The following is a 23196-nucleotide window of genomic DNA, read 5'->3' as shown; positions in this document are numbered from 1 at the left end:
ATTTTGGCAACAGCGGGTCAGGCGTAATCACATGATTAAGCCGCGGCGAAAATTAAATGCATCCTGTTAAGGGTATAAGTGAAAAAAAACAAAAATCCATCGTTCTTTAGGATGAGAATCACGCGTCGGGAATAGGGTTTTTTTATCACCAGGGGCAGGTACGCCGGGTGTTAATCTTATTTGTTTATGTTTTAACGCCGCTATCGTAAAGCATGGCCGGGGTGTTTTTTAAATGCTTTATATAACAATGTATTGCTGAAAATTTTGTAACGGCTATCACATTGTTAATATGTTAATGATTGTGTTACTTAAATGTGAAATGTATGCTTCAATTATCAGTAGTCATCCATGTGTCATGTACCATCATCTCGACGGGGAGGCCCTATCATGTCTGCTTTGTTAAAAGCCAGCCATAATGATGCGATAATAGCCCGTTGTTTACAGACTATTTCCCAGTTAATTCCACTAACTTCAGCGGTGTTTTATCGAGTAAATAATCGTTTAAAACCCGAAAACTATATATTGCATAATATTTCCGATAATACGCACCAACAATATCTGGAAAACTTCCAGCCGCTGGATCCGCTTCTGCCGTCGCACTTTAGCCACCAGAACACCACCGTGGCGGCGATGACGCCGCGGCTCTGCGACCGCAACCGGCATTACTATCATGAATTTATGTTGCCGAATAACGTGCGCGACATGACCGAGATCTTTATCCGCCGCGAGCGGCGGATCGTCGCCGGTATCTCGCTGATGCGCGACGTGCCTTTCTCCAGCGAAGAGCGCCAGCGGGCCCAGGCGGTGCTGCCGCTGGTAGAGCTGGCCATCCGCGACTGCCTGCAGGAAGAAGATGATCTGCCCGCCATCCTGACGGCGAAAGAGCGGGAAATCGTCGGCATGGTGCGCGAAGGCGCCAGCAATAAGCTGATTGCCCGCCAGCTGGATATCTCGCTCTCGACGGTAAAAACGCACCTGCGCAATATTTTCGCCAAGACCGAAGTGGTCAATCGTACCGAACTGGTTTCCCGAACCTGGATGCCGGCCGCTCAGCGTACGCTGCATCTGTAATCTGACTTTCGCATCCCGCGCGCGCCGTGGCAGCACGGCGTTTTCCTGATGCCTGTGGGTATCACTCCCTGGAGGATCCCCCGGGGGGAGGCTTTTTTGACCGGAGCACGCCCTACGATGTCGAGTACACCTCTCACTGAAAATGCGCTTTCCCGGCCCGCCGGGCTGGTGGTGTCCCTGCGTTTGCTGGCGGCGATCGTGATTTTTGCCGCTATTGCGCCGGGTATTCTGATGACCGCGCCGGCGGTAGCGGCGCAGCTGGCCAGCGAATGGCAGCTAAAACCCGGGCAGATCGGCTGGCTGTTCTCAGCGGAGCTGGGGGCGATGAGCCTGGCGACGCTCCCGGCGTGGTGGTGGATGAGCCGCCTCGACTGGCGGCGGGTTGCCCTGACGGCCGGGGTGGTGTTTCTGGCCGCCAACCTCGCCTCGGCGGTGGTCACCCAGTACGAGACGCTGCTGGCGGCGCGCTTTATCGCCTCGCTGGCGGGCGGCACGTTGATGATTTTGTGCATCAGCTGCGCGGCCGGAACGCCGAACCCGTCGCGGGTCTACGCCTTCTGGGTGCTCGGGCAACTGCTGTTAGGGATGCTTGGCCTGCTGGCGCTGCCCGGCCTGTTCGCGACCTTTGGCCTGAAGGTGGTGTATCTGATCCTCGCCGCCATCATGCTCTGCTGTTTGCCGCTGGTATCCGCTTTCCCTCCGCGCTTTCAACCGCTTTCAGTCTCCCGCCAGCAGCCGTCGACGGCGCTGTGGCGTCAGGCGCTGGCGGTGCTGGCGGTGCTCACTTTCTATATCAGCCTCAGCGCCGTGTGGACCTTTATCGGCACCATTGGCAGCGCGGCGGGGCTGAGCCCGACGCAGGTCGGTCTGGTGCTGGCGGCGGCGACGGTTTGCGGCATTATCGGCGCCGGCGGCGCGGCCCTGCGCGGCACCCGGCGGGCCGATCGTTTACCGGTGTGGCTGGGCTACGGCCTGTTGATCGTCAGCGTTGGGCTGCTGATCGGCCAGCCGCTGCTGGTGCGTTACGCCATCGCGGCGCTGCTGTTTAAGTTCACCTGGACCTTCGTGCTGCCCTTTATTCTCGCCCGCGTGGCCGGGCTCGATAACAGCGGTCGGCTAATGAACAGCATCAATCTGGTGATCGGCGGCGGCATGGCGGCTGGCCCGGCGCTTGCGGGGGCCTTACTGCAACACTTCGCCAGCGCCGACCCGCTGCTGGCGGCGGCAGGCGTCTGCGCGCTGCTGTCACTGATTTTAATTGTGGCGGCGTCCGCCGCCGGGAAGGCTTAGCCCACGGGAGGATAGAGTGAAAAGAAAAACCGGTTTCTTCTTTGATGAACGTTGTTTCTGGCACAGTACCGGTCTGCACGCGGTGACGCTGCCGGTGGGCGGGTGGGTACAGCCGCCCGCCGGCGGCGGTCATGCTGAATCGCCAGAGACCAAACGGCGGATGAAAAACCTGATGGATGTCTCCGGGCTGACGCCGCAGCTGGCGCTGCGCAGCGCGGCGCCGGCGAGCCTTGAGGACCTGCGGCGGATCCACCCCGACAGCTATCTGGAGCGCTTCAAGGCGATAAGCGATAACGGCGGCGGCATGCTCGGCAAAGAGGCGCCGCTGGGGCCGGGCAGTTATGAAATCGCCTGTCTTTCCGCCGGGCTGGCCTGTGCGGCGGTGGAAGCGGTGCTGAAGGGGGAGCTGGATAACGCCTATTCGCTGTCGCGCCCGCCCGGACACCACTGCCTGCCGGACCAGTCGATGGGATTTTGTTTCCTCGCCAATATTCCCATTGCCATCGAGCGAGCGAAAGCGCAGCTGGGGCTGGGCAAGGTGGCGATCATTGACTGGGATGTTCACCACGGTAACGGCACCCAGCATATCTACCTGCAGCGCGACGATGTGCTGACTATCTCCTTGCATCAGGACGGCTGCTTCCCGCCGGGCTACGCCGGCGAGGACGATCGCGGCGTGGGCGCGGGCGAAGGTTACAACATCAATATTCCGCTGTTGGCCGGGGCGGGGGATGACAGCTGGCGCTATGCGCTGGAAACTATCGTTATTCCGGCGCTGGCGCGTTTTGAGCCGGAGCTGATCATCATCGCCTGCGGCTATGACGCCAACGCCATGGATCCATTAGCGCGGATGCAGCTGCACAGCGATAGCTTCCGGGCGATGACCGAACAGGTCCAGCAGGCGGCGGATCGCCTGTGCGGCGGGAAACTGGTGATGGTGCACGAGGGCGGCTACGCCGAGTCCTACGTGCCGTTCTGCGGCCTGGCGGTGATGGAAGCCCTGAGCGGCATCCGCACCGAGGTCCAGGATCCGCTGCTGGAATTTATTCAACAGCAGCAGCCGCGCGCCACGTTCGCGCAGTTTCAGCGCCAGGCCATCGATCGGCTGGCGCAGCAGTTTGGCCTGCAATAGTCGCTCACGCTCACGTTGATCCCTAAAGTCCCAATATGGGACTTTTACTTTACTTAGTCCCGAAATGGGACTAGTCTCTGCCCATGAAGATAATCTCAGTGAAAACCTTAAGGGACTTCTGGGCGGAGAATCCCGACGCTGAACAACCGCTAAAGGCCTGGGTAGACGAAGCGACAAAAGCAGACTGGAAAACCCCGGCGGAGATAAAGGACCAATACCGCAGCGCAAGTATTCTGAAAAATAAGCGGGTGGTATTCAACATTAAAGGAAATGATTACCGGTTAATCGTAGCCGTTGCTTATCTGCGGGGGTGGGTGTTCGTTAAGTTTATCGGTTCGCATAAGGAATATGACGAGATAAACGCTGAGACGATAGAGAGGAAGTAAATGATGAATGTGAAGCCTATCCGCACTGAACAAGATTACGAGGCCGCGTTACGCGCGGTTGAACCTTTTTTTGATAATGAACCTGCGCCGGACACGCCGGAAGGGGATTTTTTTGAGGTGATGTGCCTGCTGATTGCTGAATATGAAAAAAAGCACTATTCCATCGAGCCGCCGACGCCGATAGAGGCGATCAAGTTTCGCATGGAGCAGCAGGGGCTGACCGTCAAAGATCTGGAGCCGGCGATTGGTAAATCGAATCGCGTGTATGAAATTCTCAATGGTACGCGCAACCTGACGCTCCCGATGATTCGCCGGCTTCACGCACAGTTCGGCATTCCTCTGGAGAGTCTGATCGGCGCGTGATGGCGCGGGCATCCGGCTCACTCATGCATCCACTGCCTTACCGCCTGATTAACCATCGCCAGCACGCTGAGCAGCAGCATCCGCTGCTGCGCTTCCAGCCGCAGATAACGGCGCAGCGGCGGCATTTTACAGACCACTTCGCTGGCGGCCCAGGGTTCAATGCTGCAGCGCCAGCCGCTACTATCAAAGGTCAGCGAAAAGCGGCGGTAATCCAGCTCGCTTAAGGTCTGCTGGAGATTAGGAAAACCGTTGAGATAGCCGGCGAGTTCCTCGCTGCCTTTGCCGCCGATAAAGCGGATCGGCTGGCGTTTCCACCAGCCGGATTGATGGGCGCGAATGTTACCGCTCACGGGCCGGGTCACCGGCCCCTCGACGATAAACTCGCAGCTGTGAATGCTGGCCATAAACAGCCGCTTCTGACGCACGCTGAAGGTGACGGCGGTGGCGTCGTTCAAGCGCAGCAGCGCGCTGCGTTCGCTCAGCTTTTCGCTGGGCCAGCCCGCCAGATCGCGCTGCACCGCGTTCATTAACGGCGTTTCAAACCAGGGGACGGAGGACATCTGGCGTCATCTCCCCGCGGGTCTGTTTTTCATAATTGTTGATGGCGCGCTCAACCACCTCTTCCACTACCAGCGGCTTGAACGGATTGACGCGCTGCACGCACACCGTCCAGAACAGGGCGTAAGCGGCGGTCAGGCCGAGCATTATGCCGAAAGGCACCAGCACCTGGCGGCTGTCCATCCCGGGCGGCGTGATATTGACGATAGCGATGATGATCCCGACGCTGGAAATAATCTGCGGCAGCGGGAACCACGGCGAGCGGTAGGCGCGCGGCAGGTCCGGGCGGCGAATGCGCAGCATCACCACCGACAGAGTAACCAGCAGATAGGCGACGCCCCAGGCGCAGACCGCGGCGAGGATCAGCGGCACGATGCGGTCCAGATCGCCGTTCAGATACCAGGCGTGCAGGCAGGGGATCGCCACCCCGATGGCAATGGCGATCACCGGCGTCTTAAAGCGCGGATGCAGCCAGGTCAGGAAACGGGGCAGCGCGCCGTCCAGCGCCATGCCGTAGATAATACGCGGCACGGCGGCCATCAGCGTATTGATGGTGGCGCAGCCGGCCAACAGCAGCCCGACCCCCAGCCAGTACTGGCCGGCGTGGCCCATCACCCGTTCGGCGAAGGCCGGGATCGCCATCGGTGTATCCAGCAGATGGACGTTGTTGGCCGCGTCGAGCACGGTATTCTCCACCTGGCGGTTGATCGCCGCGCCGTAGATAAACATGCAGCTGGCGACCCCCAGCAGGCCCAGCGCCATCGCCCGCGGTATGGTGCGGTGGGCCTGTTTGATCTCCGGCGCCATCGGCGTCACCAGTTCGCAACCGACGAACATAAACATCGCCATGCCGATATAGCCGAACAGGCCGTTGATATCGCTAACGTTCAGCGGCGTGCCGAACCAGCCGGAAAGATGAGTCACCGGCGCCATAAAAATGCCGCACAGGCCGAAAATGGTCAGCGTGGTCCACATGCCGAAGGTCAGCACCACTTCGACCTTGCCGAAGATTTCCACGCCGATGGCGTTGAGCAAGCCGAAAATCACCACCATGCCGACGCCCACCATCCAGGTATTCTGGTGAGCGGCCATCTGGGCGTTAATCGACTCGAAGTTCACCAGCGCCATAATGCCCGCCAGGATCGTCTCCGCCGTCCCGGCGAAGATATGGACGATCAGATAGGCGCACAGCGCGCCGGTGATAGCGAAGAAGCGGCCCATGCCGCAGGAGATATAGTCGTACACCGAACCGGTGGTGGGAATGAGCGTCGCCGCCTCGGCAAAGGTGGTGACCTGCGCCTGCATCATAATAAAGGCCAGCAGCACCGCCAGCGCGAAGGTATCACCGCCCATGCCGAAGCCGCTGGTGACCGTCAGGATCACCGGGCTGGCCATGATCAGCCCGACGGAGCTGGCGAGGGTGGTCGGGAAGCCGACGACGCCGCGCTCAAGATGGCTGGCGAGTCTGTTACTAAACATAGTCAACCTCTGCACAATAATGGGGTAGGGCAGGGAATAGCCAGCGCCACTCCCGGATAGTCATAATTTAGGCGGGCATCCTGCTCAACGAATATCGTCCGGAAGGTGGAGGGCGGCGCATGATTCTGTGACGCAGTCGATGAATGTCGCGGCGGATAAACAATATGACCCCGAAAACCGGGGCCATCCGTCTTGCCACGTTGCGCCTGTTTCTGCCGGATGGCGGCTGCGCCTTATCCGGCCTACGGTCCGTGCGGCCTGCCTTTAATTTGGCCTCAAACCCCCCGGTGGCGCTGCCGCTTACCGGGGCTACAGCGCTGCACGATTTGGTAGCCCGGAGAAGGCGTAATGCGCCGCCGGGCATTATCAGTTTGTTAGCGGGTCTCGACGTTCGCCAGGTAGTGCTTCACAAAGCGCGGCGTCAGAATTTTCCACTCCACTTCGGTGCCCTGTTTAACAAACCAGCTGTCGCCCGGCGCAAAGCGCTGCGGCTCGCCGCCGGCGACGGTCAGCTCCACTTCGCCCTCCAGCACGGTGGCGTGCTCGGTAAACGGATAGGTCATGGTAAAGCTCCCCTCAGTGGACGAAAACAGTCCGCAGGTAAAGGCGTCCTGCGGCTCGCCGTAGATCATCGCGCCCGCTACCTGCGGGTCGCCGGCGGTCGGCGTCGCGCCGAGCAGGCTGACGCTGCCGATCGGCTGCAGATCAGGTACCGGGTGTTTAAGTTTAAAAGCGTGCATAGCGTTCTCCTGGTTAACTCCGGCCTTTCCAGAAACCGGCGGTTTGATGCATCAGTTTTCCGGCCGTGACTAATAGCAAGCGCAGACTGTCACGACCGTGGATGGTCGCGTGGGGGATGCTGCTCAGCAGGCGATAGCGGTCGGAACCGCCGTTGATCCCTTCGGCGAGGATTTTGCACACGATGTGCGACGGGGTGACGCCGAAGCCGGAGTACCCCTGGACGTAAAAGACGTTGTTGTGATCGCGTAGGGTGCCGATCTGCGGGAACAGATTGGCGCTACAGGCCATCGGCCCGCCCCACGCAAAATCGATCTTCACATCCCTGAGATAGGGGAAGACCTCCGCCAGCAAGGTGCGGTTCCAGGCGGCGAAATCGTTCGGCGTATACTCCACAAAGCGGGTGGCGCTGCCGAACAGCAGGCGGTTTTCCCGGGTGACGCGGTAGTAGTTAATTACCGGGCGAATATCGCTGAAGGCGCCGCGCAGCGGGCTGATGCGCTCGATCAGTTCATCGGAGAGCGGCTCGGTCGACACCTGGTAGGAGTAAGTGACCAGCGTCTTGTTGTAGATCTCCGGCTCCATATTGTTGAGGAAGCTGTCGCAGGCCCACAGCAGTTTGGCGGCTTTGACGCTGCCCATCGCGGTGCGTACCCGCACCTGTTTGCCGTAATTCACTTCCACCACCGGCGAGGATTCGAAAATCTTCACCCCCAGCGAATGGGCGGCCTGCGCCGAACCGAGCAGCATATTGAGTGAATGGATCTGGCCGCCGCCCATATGTTTCAGCGCGCCGCAGTAGACCTCGGAGCCCACCACCTGCTGCACCTCTTTTCCGGTATACAGTTCGATCTCTTCATCCGGGGTAGCGGCTTTAAACTCCTTCTCCCACTGGCGCAGCGTTTTAAGCTGTCGCTGGTTATAGGCGAGATAGCCGTAGCCGGGCACGAAATCGGCGTCGATGTTATATTTGCGGATGCGTTCGCGAATGATGCCCGCGCCGAGGTTGGCGATTTTAAACAGCGTCTCCAGCCCCTCTTTGCCGACGTGCTTTTTTACCGCTTCGATATCGTGGCCGATACCGGCCATCACCTGGCCGCCGTTGCGCCCGGTGCCGCCGTAGCCGAGATGGCGCGCCTCCAGCACCACCACGTTGGTGATCCCCTGTTCCGCCAGCTCAAGGGCGGTGTTAATGCCAGAGAAGCCGCCGCCGATAATTACCACATCGGCTTCAATATCTTCCCGTAGCGCCGGGAAATGGAGGTGATATTTCTTCGTCGCGCCGTAGTAGTTCAGCGCATCGATCTTGATGTTCATCGCGTTACCCTGTGGTCTTGCCTGGCTCAAGACCCTCATCACAGCACGCCGAGCGGGCGTTGAATATCGTCCGGAAGAATGACGTTCTTTAGAACGATGGGCGGCGCGGCGCAACCGTGCTGTGATGGGCTAACTTTGCTGAAAAACGGGTGCTGACGATGAGCGAGATAACCTTACTGGCGGAAGTGACCACCTTTTTACGCCAGCCGCACGGGCAGTTTATTGCCGGTCATCGACAGGCGGGCCGCGGCGCGCCGTTCGCGGTGATCAACCCGGCGACCGGGCAGGCGATTGCCGAGGTCACCGCGGCGGATAGTGACCAGGCGGATCGCGCTATGGAGAGCGCCCGCCAGGCGTTTAGTCAGTGGCGCGAGATGCCGACGCTGGCGCGCGGCGCGCTGCTGCTGAAGCTGGCGGACACGCTGGCAGAGCATCGCGAAGCGCTGGCGCAGCTGGAAAGTCTCTGTTCCGGCAAAACTATCACGTTGGCGCGGATGCTCGAGCTGGACCAGTCGGTGGCGTTCCTGCGCTACTTCGCCGGCTGGGCGGGGAAAGTCACCGGTGAAACGCTGGATGTCTCGCTGCCATCGATGGCCGGGGAGAAATATACCGCCTTTACCCGCCGCCAGCCGCTGGGGGTAGTGGTTGGCATCGTGCCGTGGAACTTCTCCATCATGATTGCCATCTGGAAGCTGGCGGCGGCCCTGGTCTGCGGTTGCACCATCGTCCTCAAGCCGAGCGAATATACGCCGCTGACGCTGCTGCGCGTGGCGGAGCTGGCAAAAGCGGTGGGTATCCCGGATGGGGTGATTAACGTGGTCAACGGCGCCGGCGGCGAGATTGCCCAGCGGCTGATTACGCATCCGGCCTGCGCCAAGGTGAGCTTCACCGGCTCGGTGGCCACCGGTGAAAAAGTCCAGCAGTCGGCCAGTGCGTCAGGTAAACGGGTGACCCTTGAGCTGGGGGGCAAAAACGCCGCGCTGTTCCTCGATGACCTGACGCCGGAGGCGATGGTCAACGGCATTATTGAAGCTGGCTACCTGAACCAGGGGCAGATTTGCGCCGCTGCGGAGCGTTTTTATCTGCCGCAGGGAAAACTGGATGCGGTACTGGCGCTGCTGAAAGACAAGCTCAGTGCTTTTGCGCCGGGGTCGCCGCTGGATGAACGGACGCTGATGGGGCCGCTGGCCAACCGCCAGCAGTATGACAAAGTTTTGCGGCTCATTCAGACCGCCCGCGACGAGGGCGATACCATCGTCTGCGGCGGCGAAGCGCTGCCGGGGGAGGGCTATTTCCTGCAGCCGACCGCGGTCAAAGTGCGCAGCGAAGAGAGCACCCTGATGCGCGAGGAGACCTTCGGCCCGGTGTGCAGTTTTATCGGCTATCGCAGTGAAGAAGAGGCGCTGGCGCGGATGAATGCCTCACCGTATGGCCTGGCGGCCAGCGTCTGGTCGGATAATATTCGCCAGGCGCTACGCTACTCGGAGGCGATTGAGGCCGGCATCGTATGGGTCAATATGCATACCTTCCTCGACCCGGCGGTACCGTTCGGCGGCATGAAGGGCTCGGGCATCGGGCGCGAATTCGGCAGCGCGTTTATCGATGATTATACGGAGCTGAAGTCGGTGATGGTGCGCTATTAATCGCCGTTCAGCGACATAGCGCTGTCATGTGTCGCTTTGCGCCAGATAGGCAACACATTGTGTGCCTTCTGGCCTGCAACCCGGGCGGTGCACGGCATCGCTTCCGGGACGCTTTTCCCGTCACGGATCCTTTCTTCCCCTCCTAATCCGCCATTGCCGTAAAAAAAATCAGCAGATTATCTTTTTTGCCCGCCAGGACTTGTTTGACATTGGATAATGAGTATAGTTCTCATTCTCTTTTACATTCGTAATTTTGGCAAGGTTCGAGCTGCGCCAGTGAGTCGTTCACTAAGAGTCGCGAAGGCGTAGGGTGACGTAAAGACAGCAGGCTGGAAACACACAATATCGGCCGCTGCGCGTCCATCGGGTCATTGATTTTTTATAGGGTTGATCCAATGAAATACACACTTCCGGCGTTGACGCTGGCCATCAGCGCGGCGTTAAGCGGCTGCGCGACGCCTCATTCCTCTGCCGTTTCCCAACCGGTTGTCGACTCGCCAGTCCCTAACGTGGCGCAACCGCTGCAGCGCCAGCTAGCGGAAGGGCTGTACGAGATGGCGTTAAGCCCGCAGGGTGATGCGCTGTACGTCGCCAGCGCTGAAGGCTTTAAAAATGTACAGGGCGGGGCGGTTTACACACTGGATCCGCACACCCTCAATACCATCGGCCTGACGCATACCGATCTGAAAAACTTCGCTTTACGGCTCTCTGCGGAGGGTAAAACGCTGTATGTCAGCAATTCGCTGGACGGCGGCATCAGCGCTATCGACACCGCCACCGGCAAGGTAAAAAACCGCCTGCTGTTCAGCGAGCGCAATGAAAAAGGTCGCCCTTATGGGGCCCGTCAGCTGCTGTTGCTGAATAATACTCTCTACGTTGGCGCGGTCGCCGACCCGGCGCAAATCTGGGTGGTTGACGCCACTACCCTGAAGCTGAAAACGCGGATTAAAAATACCGGTAAATGGATGACCGGCCTGCACTACTCCGCGCAAACCGGTCGCGTGTACGCCGCTAACGGCAGCGGTGAAATTCTGGTGATCAACCCGCGTAACCAACGCATTGAACAGCGCTGGAAGCCGCTGGGCGACAAGCCGGCGCTGCTGCTTAATATGGCCGAAGATAGCGACACCGGCCGTCTGTTCGTGACCGACAACTCGAAAGCGAAAACCACTCTGGTGCTGGATATCCACAGCGGCAAGCTGCTTAAACAGCTCGACGTCGGCGATTCGCTGGCGGTGCAGTTCAATAAGAAACGCCACGAAATTTATATTTCACAGCGTGAATCCGGCAAGGTCATCAGCCTTGACGCCAGCCGCTACACGCTGAAGAAAAGCTGGGCGCTGCCGGCCAATCCCAACAGCTTGCTGCTTTCCGCCGATGGTCAGACGCTGTTTGTCACCGTCAAACAGCCCTTCAATAAAGACCACTCCACTAAAGGCCCGGACAGCGTCGTACGTATCGACCTGAACGCGCAATAAAAATAACGGGTCCGGCGACGGGCCCTTTGATTCATTTATCCTCATCCATGGGGCAAATTATGCACACCACGCACTATTCATCCTTCCCGCTGCGTAAAACGCTGCTGGCCTTAGCCATCGGCGCCGCCAGTCAAACGGCGATGGCCGCGGATGCTGCCGCCGCGAAGCAGCCTGGCGAAGAGACCCTCATCGTCGAGGCTAACGAAACCAGCGATTTTAAATCCGGCGGCGACCTGGTGGTTCCGGCATTCCTCGATGGCCAGATCGCCCACGGCGGCCGTCTGGGGATGCTTGGCGAACAAAAAGCGATGGACGTCCCGTTTAACGTCATCGGCTATACCTCGAAGCTGATTCAGGATCAGCAGGCGAAAACTATCGCCGATGTCGTCAGTAACGACGCTGGCGTGCAGGCCGTACAGGGCTACGGCAACTTCGCCGAGACCTATCGAATCCGCGGGTTTAAGCTCGATGGCGATGACATGACGATGGGCGGCCTGGCGGGCGTGGTGCCGCGTCAGGTGATGGACACCCAGATGCTGGAGCGCGTTGAAATTTTCAAAGGGGCTAACAGCCTGCTTAACGGCGCGGCCAGCAGCGGCGTCGGCGGGATGATTAACCTCGAGCCGAAGCGGGCGGAAGATCTGCCGACCGCACGCGTTGGCGTCGACTATACCTCTGATTCTCAGGTGGGCGGCACCCTCGACCTGGGGCGCCGTTTCGGCGACAACAACCAGTTCGGCGCCCGGGTCAACCTGGTGCACCGCGAGGGTGAAGGCGCTATCGATAATGATAAACGCCGTACCACGCTGGCTTCGCTGGGGCTTGATTACCGCGGCGACCGTTTCCGCTCCTCGCTCGATTTCGGCTATCAGAAGAAAACGTTCCACGGCGGTACGATGGGCGTCAATATCAGCGGCGTGGATTTCGTTCCGGCGCTGCCGGACAACAGCAAAAACTACAGCCAGAAGTGGGGCTATAGCGATATTGAAAGCGAGTTCGGCATGGCGAAGGCAGAATATGACCTGACCGATAGCTGGACGGTATACAGCGCCCTCGGCGGCCAGCATTCGCATGAAATTGGTACCTACAGCGCGCCGAAGCTTCTGAATAAAAACGGCGATGCGACGGTGGGCCGCCTGGATACTAACCGCATTATCGACGCGATCAGCGGCATGGGCGGGGTACGCGGCGATTTCAATACCGGCGCGATTTCGCATAAGGTGAACCTCGGCTATGCGGCGCAGGTGCATACCGATGCGACCGCCTGGCGGATGTCGGCCAGGAACCCGACCACTAATATCTATGACAACCATGATGTGGCGATGCCGGATAACGCCTATTTTGGCGGCAACTACCACGATCCGCTGGTCACCTCGCGCAGCCGTACGCAGGGCTGGCTGCTGAGTGATACCCTCGGCTTCTTTAACGATAAAGTGCTGTTTACCGCCGCTGCTCGTCATCAGAAAGTGGTTGTGCGCAACTACAGCAACGCCACCGGGCTGGAAGATACCTCTTCGCGTTATACCCAAAGCCGCTGGATGCCGACGTTTGGCCTGGTGTACAAGCCGTGGGAGCAGCTGTCGCTGTATGCTAACCATACCGAAGCGCTGCAGCCGGGCTCTGTGGCGCCGACGACGGCGGCCAATGCCGGGCAGAGTACCGGGATCGCGCACTCGAAGCAGGACGAAGTGGGCGTCAAGATCGACTACGGTACGATCGGAGGATCGCTGGCGCTGTTTGAAATCAAAAAACCGAACGCCATTTCCGATACCGCTGGCAATTACGGCCTCGACGGCGAGCAGCGTAACCGCGGCGTAGAGATGAACGTCTTTGGCGAGCCGATGCTGGGACTGCGTCTTAACGCCAGTACCGTCTGGCTGGATGCCAAACAGACTAAAACCGCTGAAGGCGCAACCGACGGTAAAGATGCCATCGGGGTGGCTAACTTCTACGCGGTACTCGGCGCCGAATATGACATCAAGCCGGTGGAAGGCCTGACCGCCACCGCGCGCGTCAATCATAGCGGCTCGCAGTATGCCGATGCGGCTAACACCAAGAAGCTGGATAGCTACACCACCCTGGATTTAGGCCTGCGCTATCGTATGCGTCTGAACGCCGACCAGAACGAAATGATCTGGCGCGTCGGGGTGACCAACGTGACCAACGAGAAGTACTGGTCTGGCATTGACGATACCGGTACTTACCTGTTCGAAGGCGATCCGCGTACCGTCCGCGTCTCAATGAGCTACGACTTCTGACGCTAAAAAAAGCGGGGCGGGCGGCTGACGCTCGCCCCACGCAACTTGCGACAATCCCCCCTAAGTGATAAAAGGTGCCCCTTCGCAAAAACACACAGGGGAACGACGTGAAAGACGCGTCAACGTCGTCGGATGCCGTAGAAGAGAGCGGCCCGACGCTTCATCGCGGTTTACAGAACCGACATATTCAACTTATCGCCCTTGGCGGCGCGATTGGCACCGGCCTGTTTCTCGGCATTGGTCCCGCGATTCAAATGGCCGGCCCGGCGGTCTTACTGGGTTACGCCGTGGCCGGGATTGTCGCTTTTCTGATCATGCGCCAGCTGGGCGAAATGGTGGTGGAAGAGCCAGTATCCGGTTCCTTTGCCCACTTTGCCTATAAGTACTGGGGGCCGTTCGCCGGCTTTCTCTCCGGCTGGAACTACTGGGTGATGTTCGTGCTGGTAGGGATGGCGGAGCTGACCGCCGCCGGGATCTATATGCAGTACTGGCTTCCCGACGTGCCCACCTGGGTTTGGGCGGCGGCTTTCTTCATCATTATTAACGCCGTCAACCTGGTCAACGTACGCTTGTATGGCGAAGCGGAGTTCTGGTTCGCGCTGATCAAGGTGCTGGCGATTATCGGCATGATTGCCTTCGGCCTGTGGATGCTGTTCGGCGGCCACGGCGGCAGCAAAGCCGGGTTCGACAATCTGTGGAAACACGGCGGCTTCCTAGCCACCGGCTGGCACGGACTTATTCTGTCGCTGGCGGTGATCATGTTCTCCTTCGGCGGGCTGGAGCTTATCGGCATCACCGCCGCCGAAGCGCAAAACCCGGAAAAGAGCATTCCAAAAGCGGTCAATCAGGTGGTCTATCGTATCCTGCTGTTCTATATCGGTTCGCTGGTGGTGCTGCTGGCGCTCTACCCGTGGGTGGAGATCAAATCCGACAGCAGCCCGTTTGTGATGATTTTCCATAATCTGGACAGCAACCTGGTGGCCTCCGCGCTGAACTTCGTCATTCTGGTGGCCTCGCTGTCGGTGTATAACAGCGGCGTGTACTCCAACAGCCGGATGCTGTTCGGCCTGTCGGTGCAGGGTAATGCGCCGAAATTTCTCGCCCGCGTCAGCAAGCGCGGCGTGCCGGTGAACTCCCTGTTGCTCTCCGGGATTATCACTTCGCTGGTGGTGGTGCTGAACTACCTGCTGCCGCATGAAGCGCTGGGGCTGCTGATGGCCCTGGTGGTGGCGACGTTGCTGCTGAACTGGATCATGATCTGTATGGCGCACCTGAAGTTCCGCGCCGCCCAGCGCCGCAAAGGGCGCGAATCGAAGTTCAAAGCGCTGCTGGCGCCCGCCAGCAACTACTTCTGCATTGCTTTCCTTGGGCTGATCCTGGCGCTGATGTGCACTATCGACGGCATGCGTCTGTCGGCGATCCTGCTGCCGGTGTGGATCCTGTTCCTGTTTATCGCCTTCAAACTGCTGCGCCGCCCGGCGTAAGCGAGATGCCCCGCCGTCCGGCGGGGCTGCCTGCTTTTTTATTGTGATCCTCTTCGCAGGCGGCGCATTTGCCTGGCGAACTTCTTTTTGTAATCGATTACTTTTGTTTTGAGCGGTTTTGTAATCGATTACTTTTCTGAGGGCGAGCAACATGGTCACAACAACAGAAGGTCGGGGAAGTATCCGCGTGAGCCACCGTTTTCTGGTGCCGCGGCTGTCGTTAATGATGTTTATGCAGTTTTTTATCTGGGGCAGCTGGTCGGTGACCCTGGGGCTGGTGATGACCCGCTATGAGATGTCATTGCTGATCGGCGATGCGTTCTCCGCCGGGCCGATCGCCTCCATCTTGTCTCCCTTTGTGCTGGGGATGCTGGTGGATCGCTTTTTCGCCTCGCAGAAGGTGATGGCGGTGATGCACCTGGCCGGGGCGGCGATCCTGTGGTTTGTCCCGCAGGCGCTGGTGGCGCAGAACGGCGCCCTGCTGATTGGCCTGCTGTTCGGCTATACGCTGTGCTATATGCCGACCCTGGCGCTGACCAACAATATCGCCTTCCACAGCCTGGCCAATGTCGATAAAACCTTCCCGGTGGTCCGCGTGTTCGGCACCATCGGCTGGATTATCGCCGGGATCTGCATCGGGGTGACCGGTATCTCTGATACCACCGGCATCTTCACGCTGGCGGCGCTCTGTTCGGTCGCACTGGCGCTCTACAGCCTGACGCTGCCGCACACCCCGGCGCCGGCCAAAGGCATGCCGGTTCAGTTTCGCGACCTGCTGTGCGCGGACGCCTTCGCGCTGCTGAAAACCCGCCATTTCCTGATTTTCTCCCTCTGCGCCACCTTAATTTCCGTACCGTTAGGCACCTATTACGCCTATACCGCGTCGTATCTGGCGGATGCCGGCGTCAAAGATGTCAGCACCGCGATGTCCTTCGGCCAGATGTCAGAGATCGTCTTTATGCTGGTGATCCCGTTGCTGTTCCGTCGCCTCGGGGTGAAATACATGCTGCTCATCGGCATGGCGGCGTGGTTCGTCCGCTACGCCTTTTTCGCTCTCGGAGTCAGCGAGGAGGGGCGCTTCCTGCTCTATCTGGGCATTTTGCTGCACGGCGTGTGCTATGACTTTTTCTTTGTCGTTGGCTTTATCTACACCGACCGCGTGGCGGGCGAGAAGGTAAAAGGCCAGGCGCAGAGCATGATTGTGATGTTCACCTACGGGATCGGCATGCTGCTGGGCTCGCAGATCTCCGGCGCGCTGTATAACCATCTGGTGGCCGGCCAGAGCGTGCCTCAGGCCTGGGTGACCTTCTGGTGGATCCCGGCGGTGGCCGCCGCGGTTATCGCGCTGATTTTCCTTTTCTCTTTCCAGTACAACGAGAAAGAGCCGCACTAATTTTTCAGGAGGGGGTATGAAAACGATTAAGGGACCGGGCATTTTTCTGGCGCAGTTTATCGGGCCGCAGGCGCCGTTCAACACCCTGGCGGGGATAGCGCAGTGGGCCGCCGGCCTGGGGTACAAGGCATTGCAGATCCCCTGCAACCACCCGGCGATTTTTGATGTCGAGCGGGCGGCGGCGAGCCAGACCTACTGCGACGAGGTCAGCGGCATCCTGGCGGAGCATGGGCTGGTGATCAGCGAGCTGTCCACTCACCTTGAAGGACAGCTGGTGGCGGTGCATCCGGCGTATGACGCGGCGTTTGACGCCTTTGCCCCGGCGGCGCTGCATGGCGATCCGCAGGCGCGCCAGCGCTGAGCGGTGGAGAAAGTGCGGCAGGCGGCGGTAGCCTCCGGCCGCCTGGGGCTGCAGGCGCACGCGACCTTTTCCGGGGCGCTGGCATGGCCCTTTTTTTATCCGTGGCCGCCGCACAATCAGCCGCTTCTGGATGAGGCCTTTGCCGAGCTGGCCCGGCGCTGGCGGCCGCTGCTGGACCTCTTCGACGAGCAGGGGGTCGATGTCTGCTATGAGATCCACCCCGGCGAAGACCTGCACGATGGCGTGACCTTTGAGCGTTTTCTTGCGCTGGTGGATAACCATCCGCGCTGCAATATGCTCTATGACCCGAGCCACCTGCATCTGCAGCAGATGGACTACTTGGCCTATATCGATATCTATCATGCGCGTATTAAAGCGTTTCACGTCAAGGACGCCGAATTTCGCCGCAACGGGCGCAATGGCGTCTACGGTGGATACCAGCCCTGGCAGCAGCGGGCCGGGCGTTTCCGCTCTCCCGGCGACGGGCAGATCGACTTCAAAGGGGTGTTCAGTAAGCTGACCGAATATGATTTTGCCGGCTGGGCGGTGCTGGAGTGGGAGTGCTGCCTGAAGGATAGTGAGACCGGCGCGCGCGAGGGCAGCGAGTTTATCCGCCGCCATATCATTCCCGTTGCCGGACGGGCCTTCGATGACTTTGCCGCCGGCGGGAGGGAGTAACATGATTCAGGTTGCGATTATCGGGGCAGGGTTTATTGGCCCGGCGCATCTGGAGGCGCTGCGGCGGCTGGGAGATGTCGAGGTGGTGGCGTTGTGCGACAGCCGCCTTGAGGCGGCGCAGCGCAAGGCGCGAGCGCTGAACATTGCCCATGCCTACGACAGCGTGGAGGCGCTGCTGGCCCATCCGGGGCTGCAGGTGGTGCATAACTGTACGCCGAACCATTTGCATGCCCAGATTAACCGGCAGATCCTCGCCGCCGGGCTGCACGTCTTCTCGGAAAAGCCGCTGTGTATGACGGCGGAGGAGGCGCGGGAGCTGGTGGCGCTTGCCGCCCGGGCCGGCGTGGTGCATGGCGTCAGCTTCGTCTATCGCCAGTTCGCTATGGTCCAGCAGGCGGCGGCGATGATCCGCCATGGCGAGGTCGGCAGAATCTTCGCGGCCCACGGCAGCTATCTGCAGGACTGGATGCTGCTGGAGACCGACTACAACTGGCGGGTCGATTCGGCGCAGGGCGGCGCGTCGCGGACGGTGGCCGACATCGGCTCCCACTGGTGCGATACCGTGCAGTTTATGACCGGTCGGCGGATTGTCGAGGTGATGGCAGATCTGTCTATCGTCTGGCCAACGCGTAAAGCGCCGGTCAATGGCAAAGCGACCTTCAGCGCCGTTCACGAGGCGCAGGCATATGAAACGCGGCCTGTCGATACCGAGGACTTTGGCTCGGTGCTGTTGCGTTTTGACGATGGCAGCAAGGGCAGCTTTATGGTCTCTCAGGTGAGCGCCGGGCGGAAAAACCGTCTGGCGGTGGAGATTAACGGCAGCCTCTGTTCTCTGGCCTGGGATCAGGAAGTGCCCCAGCGGCTGTGGATCGGCCACCGCGAGCAGCCGGATCGCCTGCTCAGCGATGACCCGAGCCTGCTGCGGCCGGAAATCGCTGACAGCGCCCATTACCCCGGCGGCCATATTGAGGGCTGGCCGGACGCCTTTAAGAATATGATGGGGCATTTTTATCAGGCGGTGCGCGCCGGGAAGATGCCGGCGGCCGGGGCCCGGCGCTTCGCCGCTTTCGACGACGGCGCCGATGTGATGTACATCATCGAGGCGATCGTCAAAAGCCATCAGCAGCAGCGCTGGGTCAGCGTCGAACGCTGAGCGCAGGCGGGGCGCAGGATTATTTCACCCCAAGATAGCCGTCGAGATAGGCACCGGAGAGCTCGTTGCCGAACAGGACGGCATCTTTATTTTCCATCGCATTATCCCATTTGTCGCTGGCATTGCCGGTGAAGGCGTGCTCGGTGCGGGTGCCCTGCGCCGCCTGCTGTTTGATGGCTTCCGCGGTGCGGCGGGCATCACTTTCGCTCATGCCAGCGGCTTTATCCTGCTGTCCGCGGGCATACATCGCCGTAAAGGTCGGCAGGTTTAAACGGTAATTTTCCTGGCGGTTGACGGTGAAGTTGCCGCCGACAAAATCGGAGCGGTGGGCGACGAAGGCGTAGGCATGGCGTTCCGGTGACGATTTTGACGAGGTGCAGCCGGTGATCGTTGCCAGGGCACAGCTGAGGGCGAGAACCGCGGTGGAGAGCCTCATGGGGATATCATCCTTAATCATAAAAGAAAAAATGGGGCGCAGGCGGTCTGTTGCGCCTCCTGCGCTAATGAGAATATGAAACGGCAAAAGGATGCGCGTTAACGGGGCGGGAGAGAAGCCCTGATTATTAATAGTTTCCCGGGACACCGTCTCGCTGAGCTACGCTTTCGCGCCAGGCTGGCAGGCCAATCAGAGGTCATTTATGATAGCCTGCAGGATCCACCTCTATCGCAGGAAGTGCAGGGTTTATGTCTATTCAGAAAATTGCTCGTCTGGCCGGCGTCTCGGTGGCCACGGTGTCGCGGGTGCTGAACAACAGCGATACGGTAAAAGCCAAAAACCGTGAGCGCGTACTGCAGGCGATCAAAGAGAGCAACTATCAGCCGAACCTGCTGGCGCGTCAGCTGCGAACCGCCCGCAGCAATATGATCCTGGTGATGGTCTCCAATATCGCTAACCCCTTTTGCGCCGAGGTGGTGAAGGGGATAGAAGAAGAGGCGGAGAAGAATGGCTATCGCATTCTGCTGTGTAACTCCGGGTCGGATCTGGCCCGCTCGACCTCGGGCCTGCAGCTGCTCTCCGGCAAAATGGTCGACGGCATTATTACCATGAACGCGCTCTCCAGCCTGCCGGAGCTGACCACCATGATTGGCGACGCGCCCTGGGTGCAGTGCGCGGAGTATGCCGACACCGGCAGCATCTCCTGCGTCGGGATTAACGACGTCGAGGCGGCTCAGGGGGCGGTATCCCGGTTGGCCGATAGCGGCCGCCGCCGCATCGCGCTCATTAATCACGACCTCAGCTATCGCTATGCCCGTCTGCGCGAGCGCGGCTATAAAAGCGTGCTGCACGTGCACGGTCTGGCGTATCAGCAGGTGACCTACGCGCAGGATCTTAGCGCGGCGGCCGGTAAACGGGCGATGGAGCAACTGCTGTCGCAAGACGAGAAGCCCGATGCGGTGTTTGCCGTTTCGGACTCCCTCGCCGCCGGGGCGCTGCGGGCTATCGCCCAGGCCGGACTGCGGGTGCCGGAGGATATCGCGGTGATCGGCTTCGATGGCACCGAGCTGGCGGAAGTGGTCTCCCCGCAGCTGACCACCGTCGAACAGCCCTCCCGGGCGATCGGCCGTACGGCGGTGTCTCTACTGATGAAACGCATCGACGATCCCGACGCTGCCGTCGAGCGGGTGATGATGGACTGGCGCGTGATAGACCGCGCCAGCGTCTGAGGATCAGCGGGAGAAGGCGCCGGTCAGCGCGCGAATATCGTTGCCGGTGGGCGTTTGATGAATGCGTAAGCCAAACTCATCCACCACAGCGAATACATGGTCGAAAATATCCGCCTGGATCCCCTCATATTCCGCCCATACCACGGTGTTGGTGAAGCAGTAGATCTCGATCGGCAAGCCGTTGGCATCCGGCGCCAGCTGGCGCACCATCAGGGTCATATCCTGGCGGATGCGCGGATGATGGCGTAAATACTCCTGCAGATAGGCGCGGAAGGTGCCGACGTTGGTCATCCGCCGCTCGTTGAGGATCGATTGCTCCCCGGCGTACTGCTGGTTCCAGGCGCTAATCTCCTCGTGGCGTGAATCCATATAGGGTTTAAGTAACTTCGCCCGGATCAGGCGCTGCTGCTCCTGTTCATCAAGAAAATGAATGCTGGTGGTGTCGATGTTAAGGCTGCGTTTGATGCGGCGGCCGCCGGAGGCCGACATGCCGCTCCAGTTTTTAAACGAGTCAGAGACCAGCGACCAGGTCGGAATGGTGGTGATGGTATTGTCCCAGTTGCGCACCTTGACCGTGGTGAGGCCGATATCGATCACCGCGCCGTCGGCGCCGTACTTCGGCATCTCCAGCCAGTCGCCAAGCTTGAGCATATCGTTGGCAGAGAGCTGGATACCGGCCACCAGACCGAGGATCGGATCTTTAAACACCAGCATCAGCACCGCGGCCATGGCGCCGAGCCCGCTAATCAGGATCGCTGGCGACTGGCCTATCAGTAGCGAAATAATCAGAATGCCGATAATAATCGCCGTCACCAGCTTAATTCCCTGGAATATGCCCTTCAGCGGCAGCTGTGAGGCGGCGGGAAATTTCTGCGCCAGCTTTAAAATGACATCCAGCAGCGAGAAGAAGGACAGCATGGCATATATCATCACCCATAGCTGAGCCACGGTGATTAATATTTCCGCGGCCTCGCTGCCTTTTTGCAGCCACAGCACCGCCTGCACATTGACGATGATCCCCTGCAGGGTAAAGGCCAGTCGGTGAAAGAGTTTATTCTGCGTGATGATTTGCAGCCACAGATGGCTGCTGGCCAGCGCCCGTTTTTCAAATGCGCGCAGGACCACTTTGTGCAATATCAGATGCACGACCACGGCGGTGAACAAGATAATGCCGAAGATAATCATCAGCGAGCGGGTGGGGGTTATTTCGATTCCTAAGGCGGCAATTTGCGATATTAATTCCTGCATAACGTCTCCTGAATATCCAGCGGGTATGATGACCGCTGGATAGCTATTATGCAAATTACCGCCGCCGGTATTACGAGGCCACCGTCGCCGGCTGTCGGTTGAGATGATGGCGTAGCCACAGCGCTATCGCCCCCAGCAACAGCATCATGGCCACCTCGACCAGCAGAAAATCAATCAGCGCCTGCGGATAGTTGCCGCCGCCGCGACGGGCCAGCGCCAGGAACAGCGAACCAAGGATAGCCGGTCCGAGACCGAGGGTCGCCTGCTGCAGGGTGCTGAGGATTGCGCTCCCGGCCCCGGCGTCGCTGGCGCTGATATCGCGCATACCAATCCGATAAAAGCTGTTGACGATCAGCGCCTGGCCATAGCCGATCAGCGCCGTGGCGGGAACCAGCGTCAGGGCGTTGGTGGCGACGCCGAAGCGGGAGAAGGTGGCGCACAGCAGCAGGAGACCGGCGATCTGCACCGCCAGACCGGTCAGCAGGATCCGCCCCATGCTGTAGCGGGCGATAAGCCGCGGGGCATACAGCGCCGAAATAAAATAGGCCACGCCGAGGGCGATAAAGCTATTGCCGGACTGCCACGGCGCCATCCCCAGCCCCTCCTGCATGGTCAGCGCCATGCAGAACATAAAGCCGGACCAGGCGCTGAAAAACAGCAGGGCGATGGCCATCCCGAAGCGGATGCTGGTCAACTGCAGCAGACGCGGCGGCAGCAGAGGATGGTCGCCACGCTGCTGCTGGCGCAGGGCGCTCTGACGCATGGCGAACAGCAGCGGCAGGACCGCCACCAGCATCAGCTGCAGCCACAGCGGCCAGTGCAGCTCCGGACCGAGGGCCATCGGGAACAGCAGGCAGCAGAGGATCAGCGCGAGGTACAGCGTACCCTGCCAGTCAATCCGCGACGGCGTCTCGCGACGGGTTTCCGGCACATAGCGGCGGCTCAGAGCCAGCACCAGCAGGCAGATCGGCACATTGATAAAAAAGGCGTTGCGCCAGCCCAGCCCGGCGATGTCCGCCGACACCAGCCAGCCGCCGCCCATCTGACCGACGATAAAGGCGATCCCGCCGATCCCGCCATACAGGCTGATGGCCCGGGCGTGGGCGGGGCCTTTGAGGGTGACGTGCAGGGTCGCGAGGATCTGCGGCACAATCAGCGCCGCCCCGGCGCCCTGCAGGGTGCGGGCCGCCAGCAGGGCGCCGATGCTGTTCGCCATCCCGCACAGCAGGGAAGCGATGCCAAAGAGGGCGACGCCCCACATAAACAGGCGCCGGCGGCCATAGTTATCGCCAAGCTTACTGCCCATCGCCAGGCAGACGGCAAAGGCGACGCCGTACAGCGCGACGATAAGCTCCAGCTGCGTGGCGCTGGCCGCCAGGGTGTGGGTGATGGCGTCCAGCGCCACATTGGTGATCGAGGTATCAATAAGCGGCAGCATCTGGCCGCTCAGCAGCAGCAACAGACCGGCGCGGCCGGGTGAAACAGCAGACGTATTCATGGG

19 protein-coding genes and 1 pseudogene are annotated in these 23196 nt (G+C 60.0%); 13 read left to right on the top strand and 7 right to left on the bottom strand.

Annotated features, from left to right (window positions below; genetic code table 11):
• The first annotated feature begins 387 nt into the window (after positions 1-387).
• The 5 genes from OHJ17_RS18815 (at position 388) to OHJ17_RS18795 (ending at position 4242) form a co-directional block, all read left to right on the top strand.
• Positions 388-1071, top strand: a complete 684-nt coding sequence (locus OHJ17_RS18815) for a helix-turn-helix transcriptional regulator (protein WP_009308087.1) — start codon at positions 388-390, stop codon at positions 1069-1071.
• A gap of 117 nt (positions 1072-1188) precedes the next feature.
• Positions 1189-2361, top strand: coding sequence for an MFS transporter (locus OHJ17_RS18810; protein ID WP_016946863.1), 1173 nt, complete (start codon positions 1189-1191; stop codon positions 2359-2361).
• Between the two features lie 16 nt (positions 2362-2377).
• Positions 2378-3493: a class II histone deacetylase gene (locus tag OHJ17_RS18805; protein ID WP_032424335.1), complete on the top strand. Its 1116-nt coding sequence runs from the start codon at positions 2378-2380 to the stop codon at positions 3491-3493.
• Between the two features lie 83 nt (positions 3494-3576).
• Complete coding sequence (locus OHJ17_RS18800; RefSeq protein ID WP_004178884.1) at positions 3577-3879, top strand: type II toxin-antitoxin system HigB family toxin; 303 nt, start codon at positions 3577-3579, stop codon at positions 3877-3879.
• Entirely contained in the window at positions 3880-4242 is a 363-nt protein-coding gene (locus OHJ17_RS18795; protein ID WP_169513668.1) for a helix-turn-helix domain-containing protein, read from the top strand.
• Positions 4243-4259: 17 nt separating this feature from the next.
• Here OHJ17_RS18795 and OHJ17_RS18790 read toward each other — a convergent pair whose 3' ends face one another.
• The 4 genes from OHJ17_RS18790 to OHJ17_RS18775 all read right to left on the bottom strand — a co-directional run bounded on the left by OHJ17_RS18790 (position 4260) and on the right by OHJ17_RS18775 (position 8334).
• Positions 4260-4802 carry a DUF3156 family protein gene (locus OHJ17_RS18790; protein WP_029602940.1) on the bottom strand — a complete coding sequence of 181 codons (543 nt, stop codon included), beginning with the start codon at positions 4800-4802 and terminating at the stop codon, positions 4260-4262.
• The gene (locus OHJ17_RS18785) at positions 4780-6279 is read right to left on the bottom strand and encodes an APC family permease (protein ID WP_002892820.1); all 1500 of its coding nucleotides are present in this window, start codon (positions 6277-6279) and stop codon (positions 4780-4782) included. The genes OHJ17_RS18790 and OHJ17_RS18785 overlap by 23 nt, the downstream gene beginning before the upstream one ends.
• A gap of 374 nt (positions 6280-6653) precedes the next feature.
• Complete coding sequence (locus OHJ17_RS18780; protein ID WP_002892824.1) at positions 6654-7019, bottom strand: cupin domain-containing protein; 366 nt, start codon at positions 7017-7019, stop codon at positions 6654-6656.
• A 13-nt stretch (positions 7020-7032) separates the two neighbouring features.
• Positions 7033-8334: an NAD(P)/FAD-dependent oxidoreductase gene (locus OHJ17_RS18775; RefSeq protein ID WP_004176990.1), complete on the bottom strand. Its 1302-nt coding sequence runs from the start codon at positions 8332-8334 to the stop codon at positions 7033-7035.
• 158 nt (positions 8335-8492) lie between these two features.
• On the opposite strand from OHJ17_RS18775, the gene OHJ17_RS18770 reads away from it, so the two are divergent.
• The 7 genes and pseudogenes from OHJ17_RS18770 (at position 8493) to OHJ17_RS18740 (ending at position 18782) form a co-directional block, all read left to right on the top strand.
• Positions 8493-9977: an aldehyde dehydrogenase family protein gene (locus tag OHJ17_RS18770; RefSeq protein WP_032432752.1), complete on the top strand. Its 1485-nt coding sequence runs from the start codon at positions 8493-8495 to the stop codon at positions 9975-9977.
• A gap of 395 nt (positions 9978-10372) precedes the next feature.
• A complete protein-coding gene (locus OHJ17_RS18765) occupies positions 10373-11455 on the top strand; it encodes a YncE family protein (protein WP_032432753.1) in 1083 nt (360 codons plus the stop codon).
• Positions 11456-11514: 59 nt separating this feature from the next.
• Positions 11515-13713 (top strand): TonB-dependent receptor, encoded by a 2199-nt coding sequence (locus tag OHJ17_RS18760; RefSeq protein WP_009308092.1) that lies wholly within the window; start codon positions 11515-11517, stop codon positions 13711-13713.
• A gap of 107 nt (positions 13714-13820) precedes the next feature.
• Positions 13821-15197 (top strand): phenylalanine transporter, encoded by a 1377-nt coding sequence (gene pheP, locus OHJ17_RS18755; protein WP_004178890.1) that lies wholly within the window; start codon positions 13821-13823, stop codon positions 15195-15197.
• Between the two features lie 187 nt (positions 15198-15384).
• Positions 15385-16590 carry an MFS transporter gene (locus OHJ17_RS18750; RefSeq protein ID WP_004198867.1) on the top strand — a complete coding sequence of 402 codons (1206 nt, stop codon included), beginning with the start codon at positions 15385-15387 and terminating at the stop codon, positions 16588-16590.
• A gap of 16 nt (positions 16591-16606) precedes the next feature.
• Positions 16607-17629: pseudogene (locus OHJ17_RS18745) on the top strand (sugar phosphate isomerase/epimerase family protein).
• A 1-nt stretch (position 17630) separates the two neighbouring features.
• Entirely contained in the window at positions 17631-18782 is a 1152-nt protein-coding gene (locus OHJ17_RS18740; RefSeq protein WP_004183287.1) for a Gfo/Idh/MocA family protein, read from the top strand.
• Between the two features lie 19 nt (positions 18783-18801).
• Here the strand turns inward: OHJ17_RS18740 and OHJ17_RS18735 are convergent, their stop codons facing one another.
• On the bottom strand, positions 18802-19218 hold the full coding sequence (locus tag OHJ17_RS18735; RefSeq protein ID WP_004183289.1) for an Exc2 family lipoprotein: 417 nt from the start codon (positions 19216-19218) through the stop codon (positions 18802-18804).
• Positions 19219-19466: 248 nt separating this feature from the next.
• On the opposite strand from OHJ17_RS18735, the gene OHJ17_RS18730 reads away from it, so the two are divergent.
• Positions 19467-20447 (top strand): LacI family DNA-binding transcriptional regulator, encoded by a 981-nt coding sequence (locus OHJ17_RS18730; RefSeq protein WP_004176981.1) that lies wholly within the window; start codon positions 19467-19469, stop codon positions 20445-20447.
• Positions 20448-20450: 3 nt separating this feature from the next.
• Here the strand turns inward: OHJ17_RS18730 and OHJ17_RS18725 are convergent, their stop codons facing one another.
• Both OHJ17_RS18725 and OHJ17_RS18720 read right to left on the bottom strand, forming a co-directional pair.
• Positions 20451-21695 (bottom strand): mechanosensitive ion channel family protein, encoded by a 1245-nt coding sequence (locus OHJ17_RS18725; protein ID WP_004191456.1) that lies wholly within the window; start codon positions 21693-21695, stop codon positions 20451-20453.
• 70 nt (positions 21696-21765) lie between these two features.
• Positions 21766-23193, bottom strand: coding sequence for an MFS transporter (locus OHJ17_RS18720; RefSeq protein ID WP_004176980.1), 1428 nt, complete (start codon positions 23191-23193; stop codon positions 21766-21768).
• Positions 23194-23196 lie beyond the last annotated feature (3 nt).

Source organism: Klebsiella sp. KP20-425-1 (assembly GCF_025813515.1).
In the GTDB taxonomy this organism is placed as follows: domain Bacteria; phylum Pseudomonadota; class Gammaproteobacteria; order Enterobacterales; family Enterobacteriaceae; genus Klebsiella; species Klebsiella pneumoniae.
The sequence above is the reverse complement of the archived record's forward strand: the minus strand, read 5'-3'. Positions and strand labels throughout refer to the sequence as shown.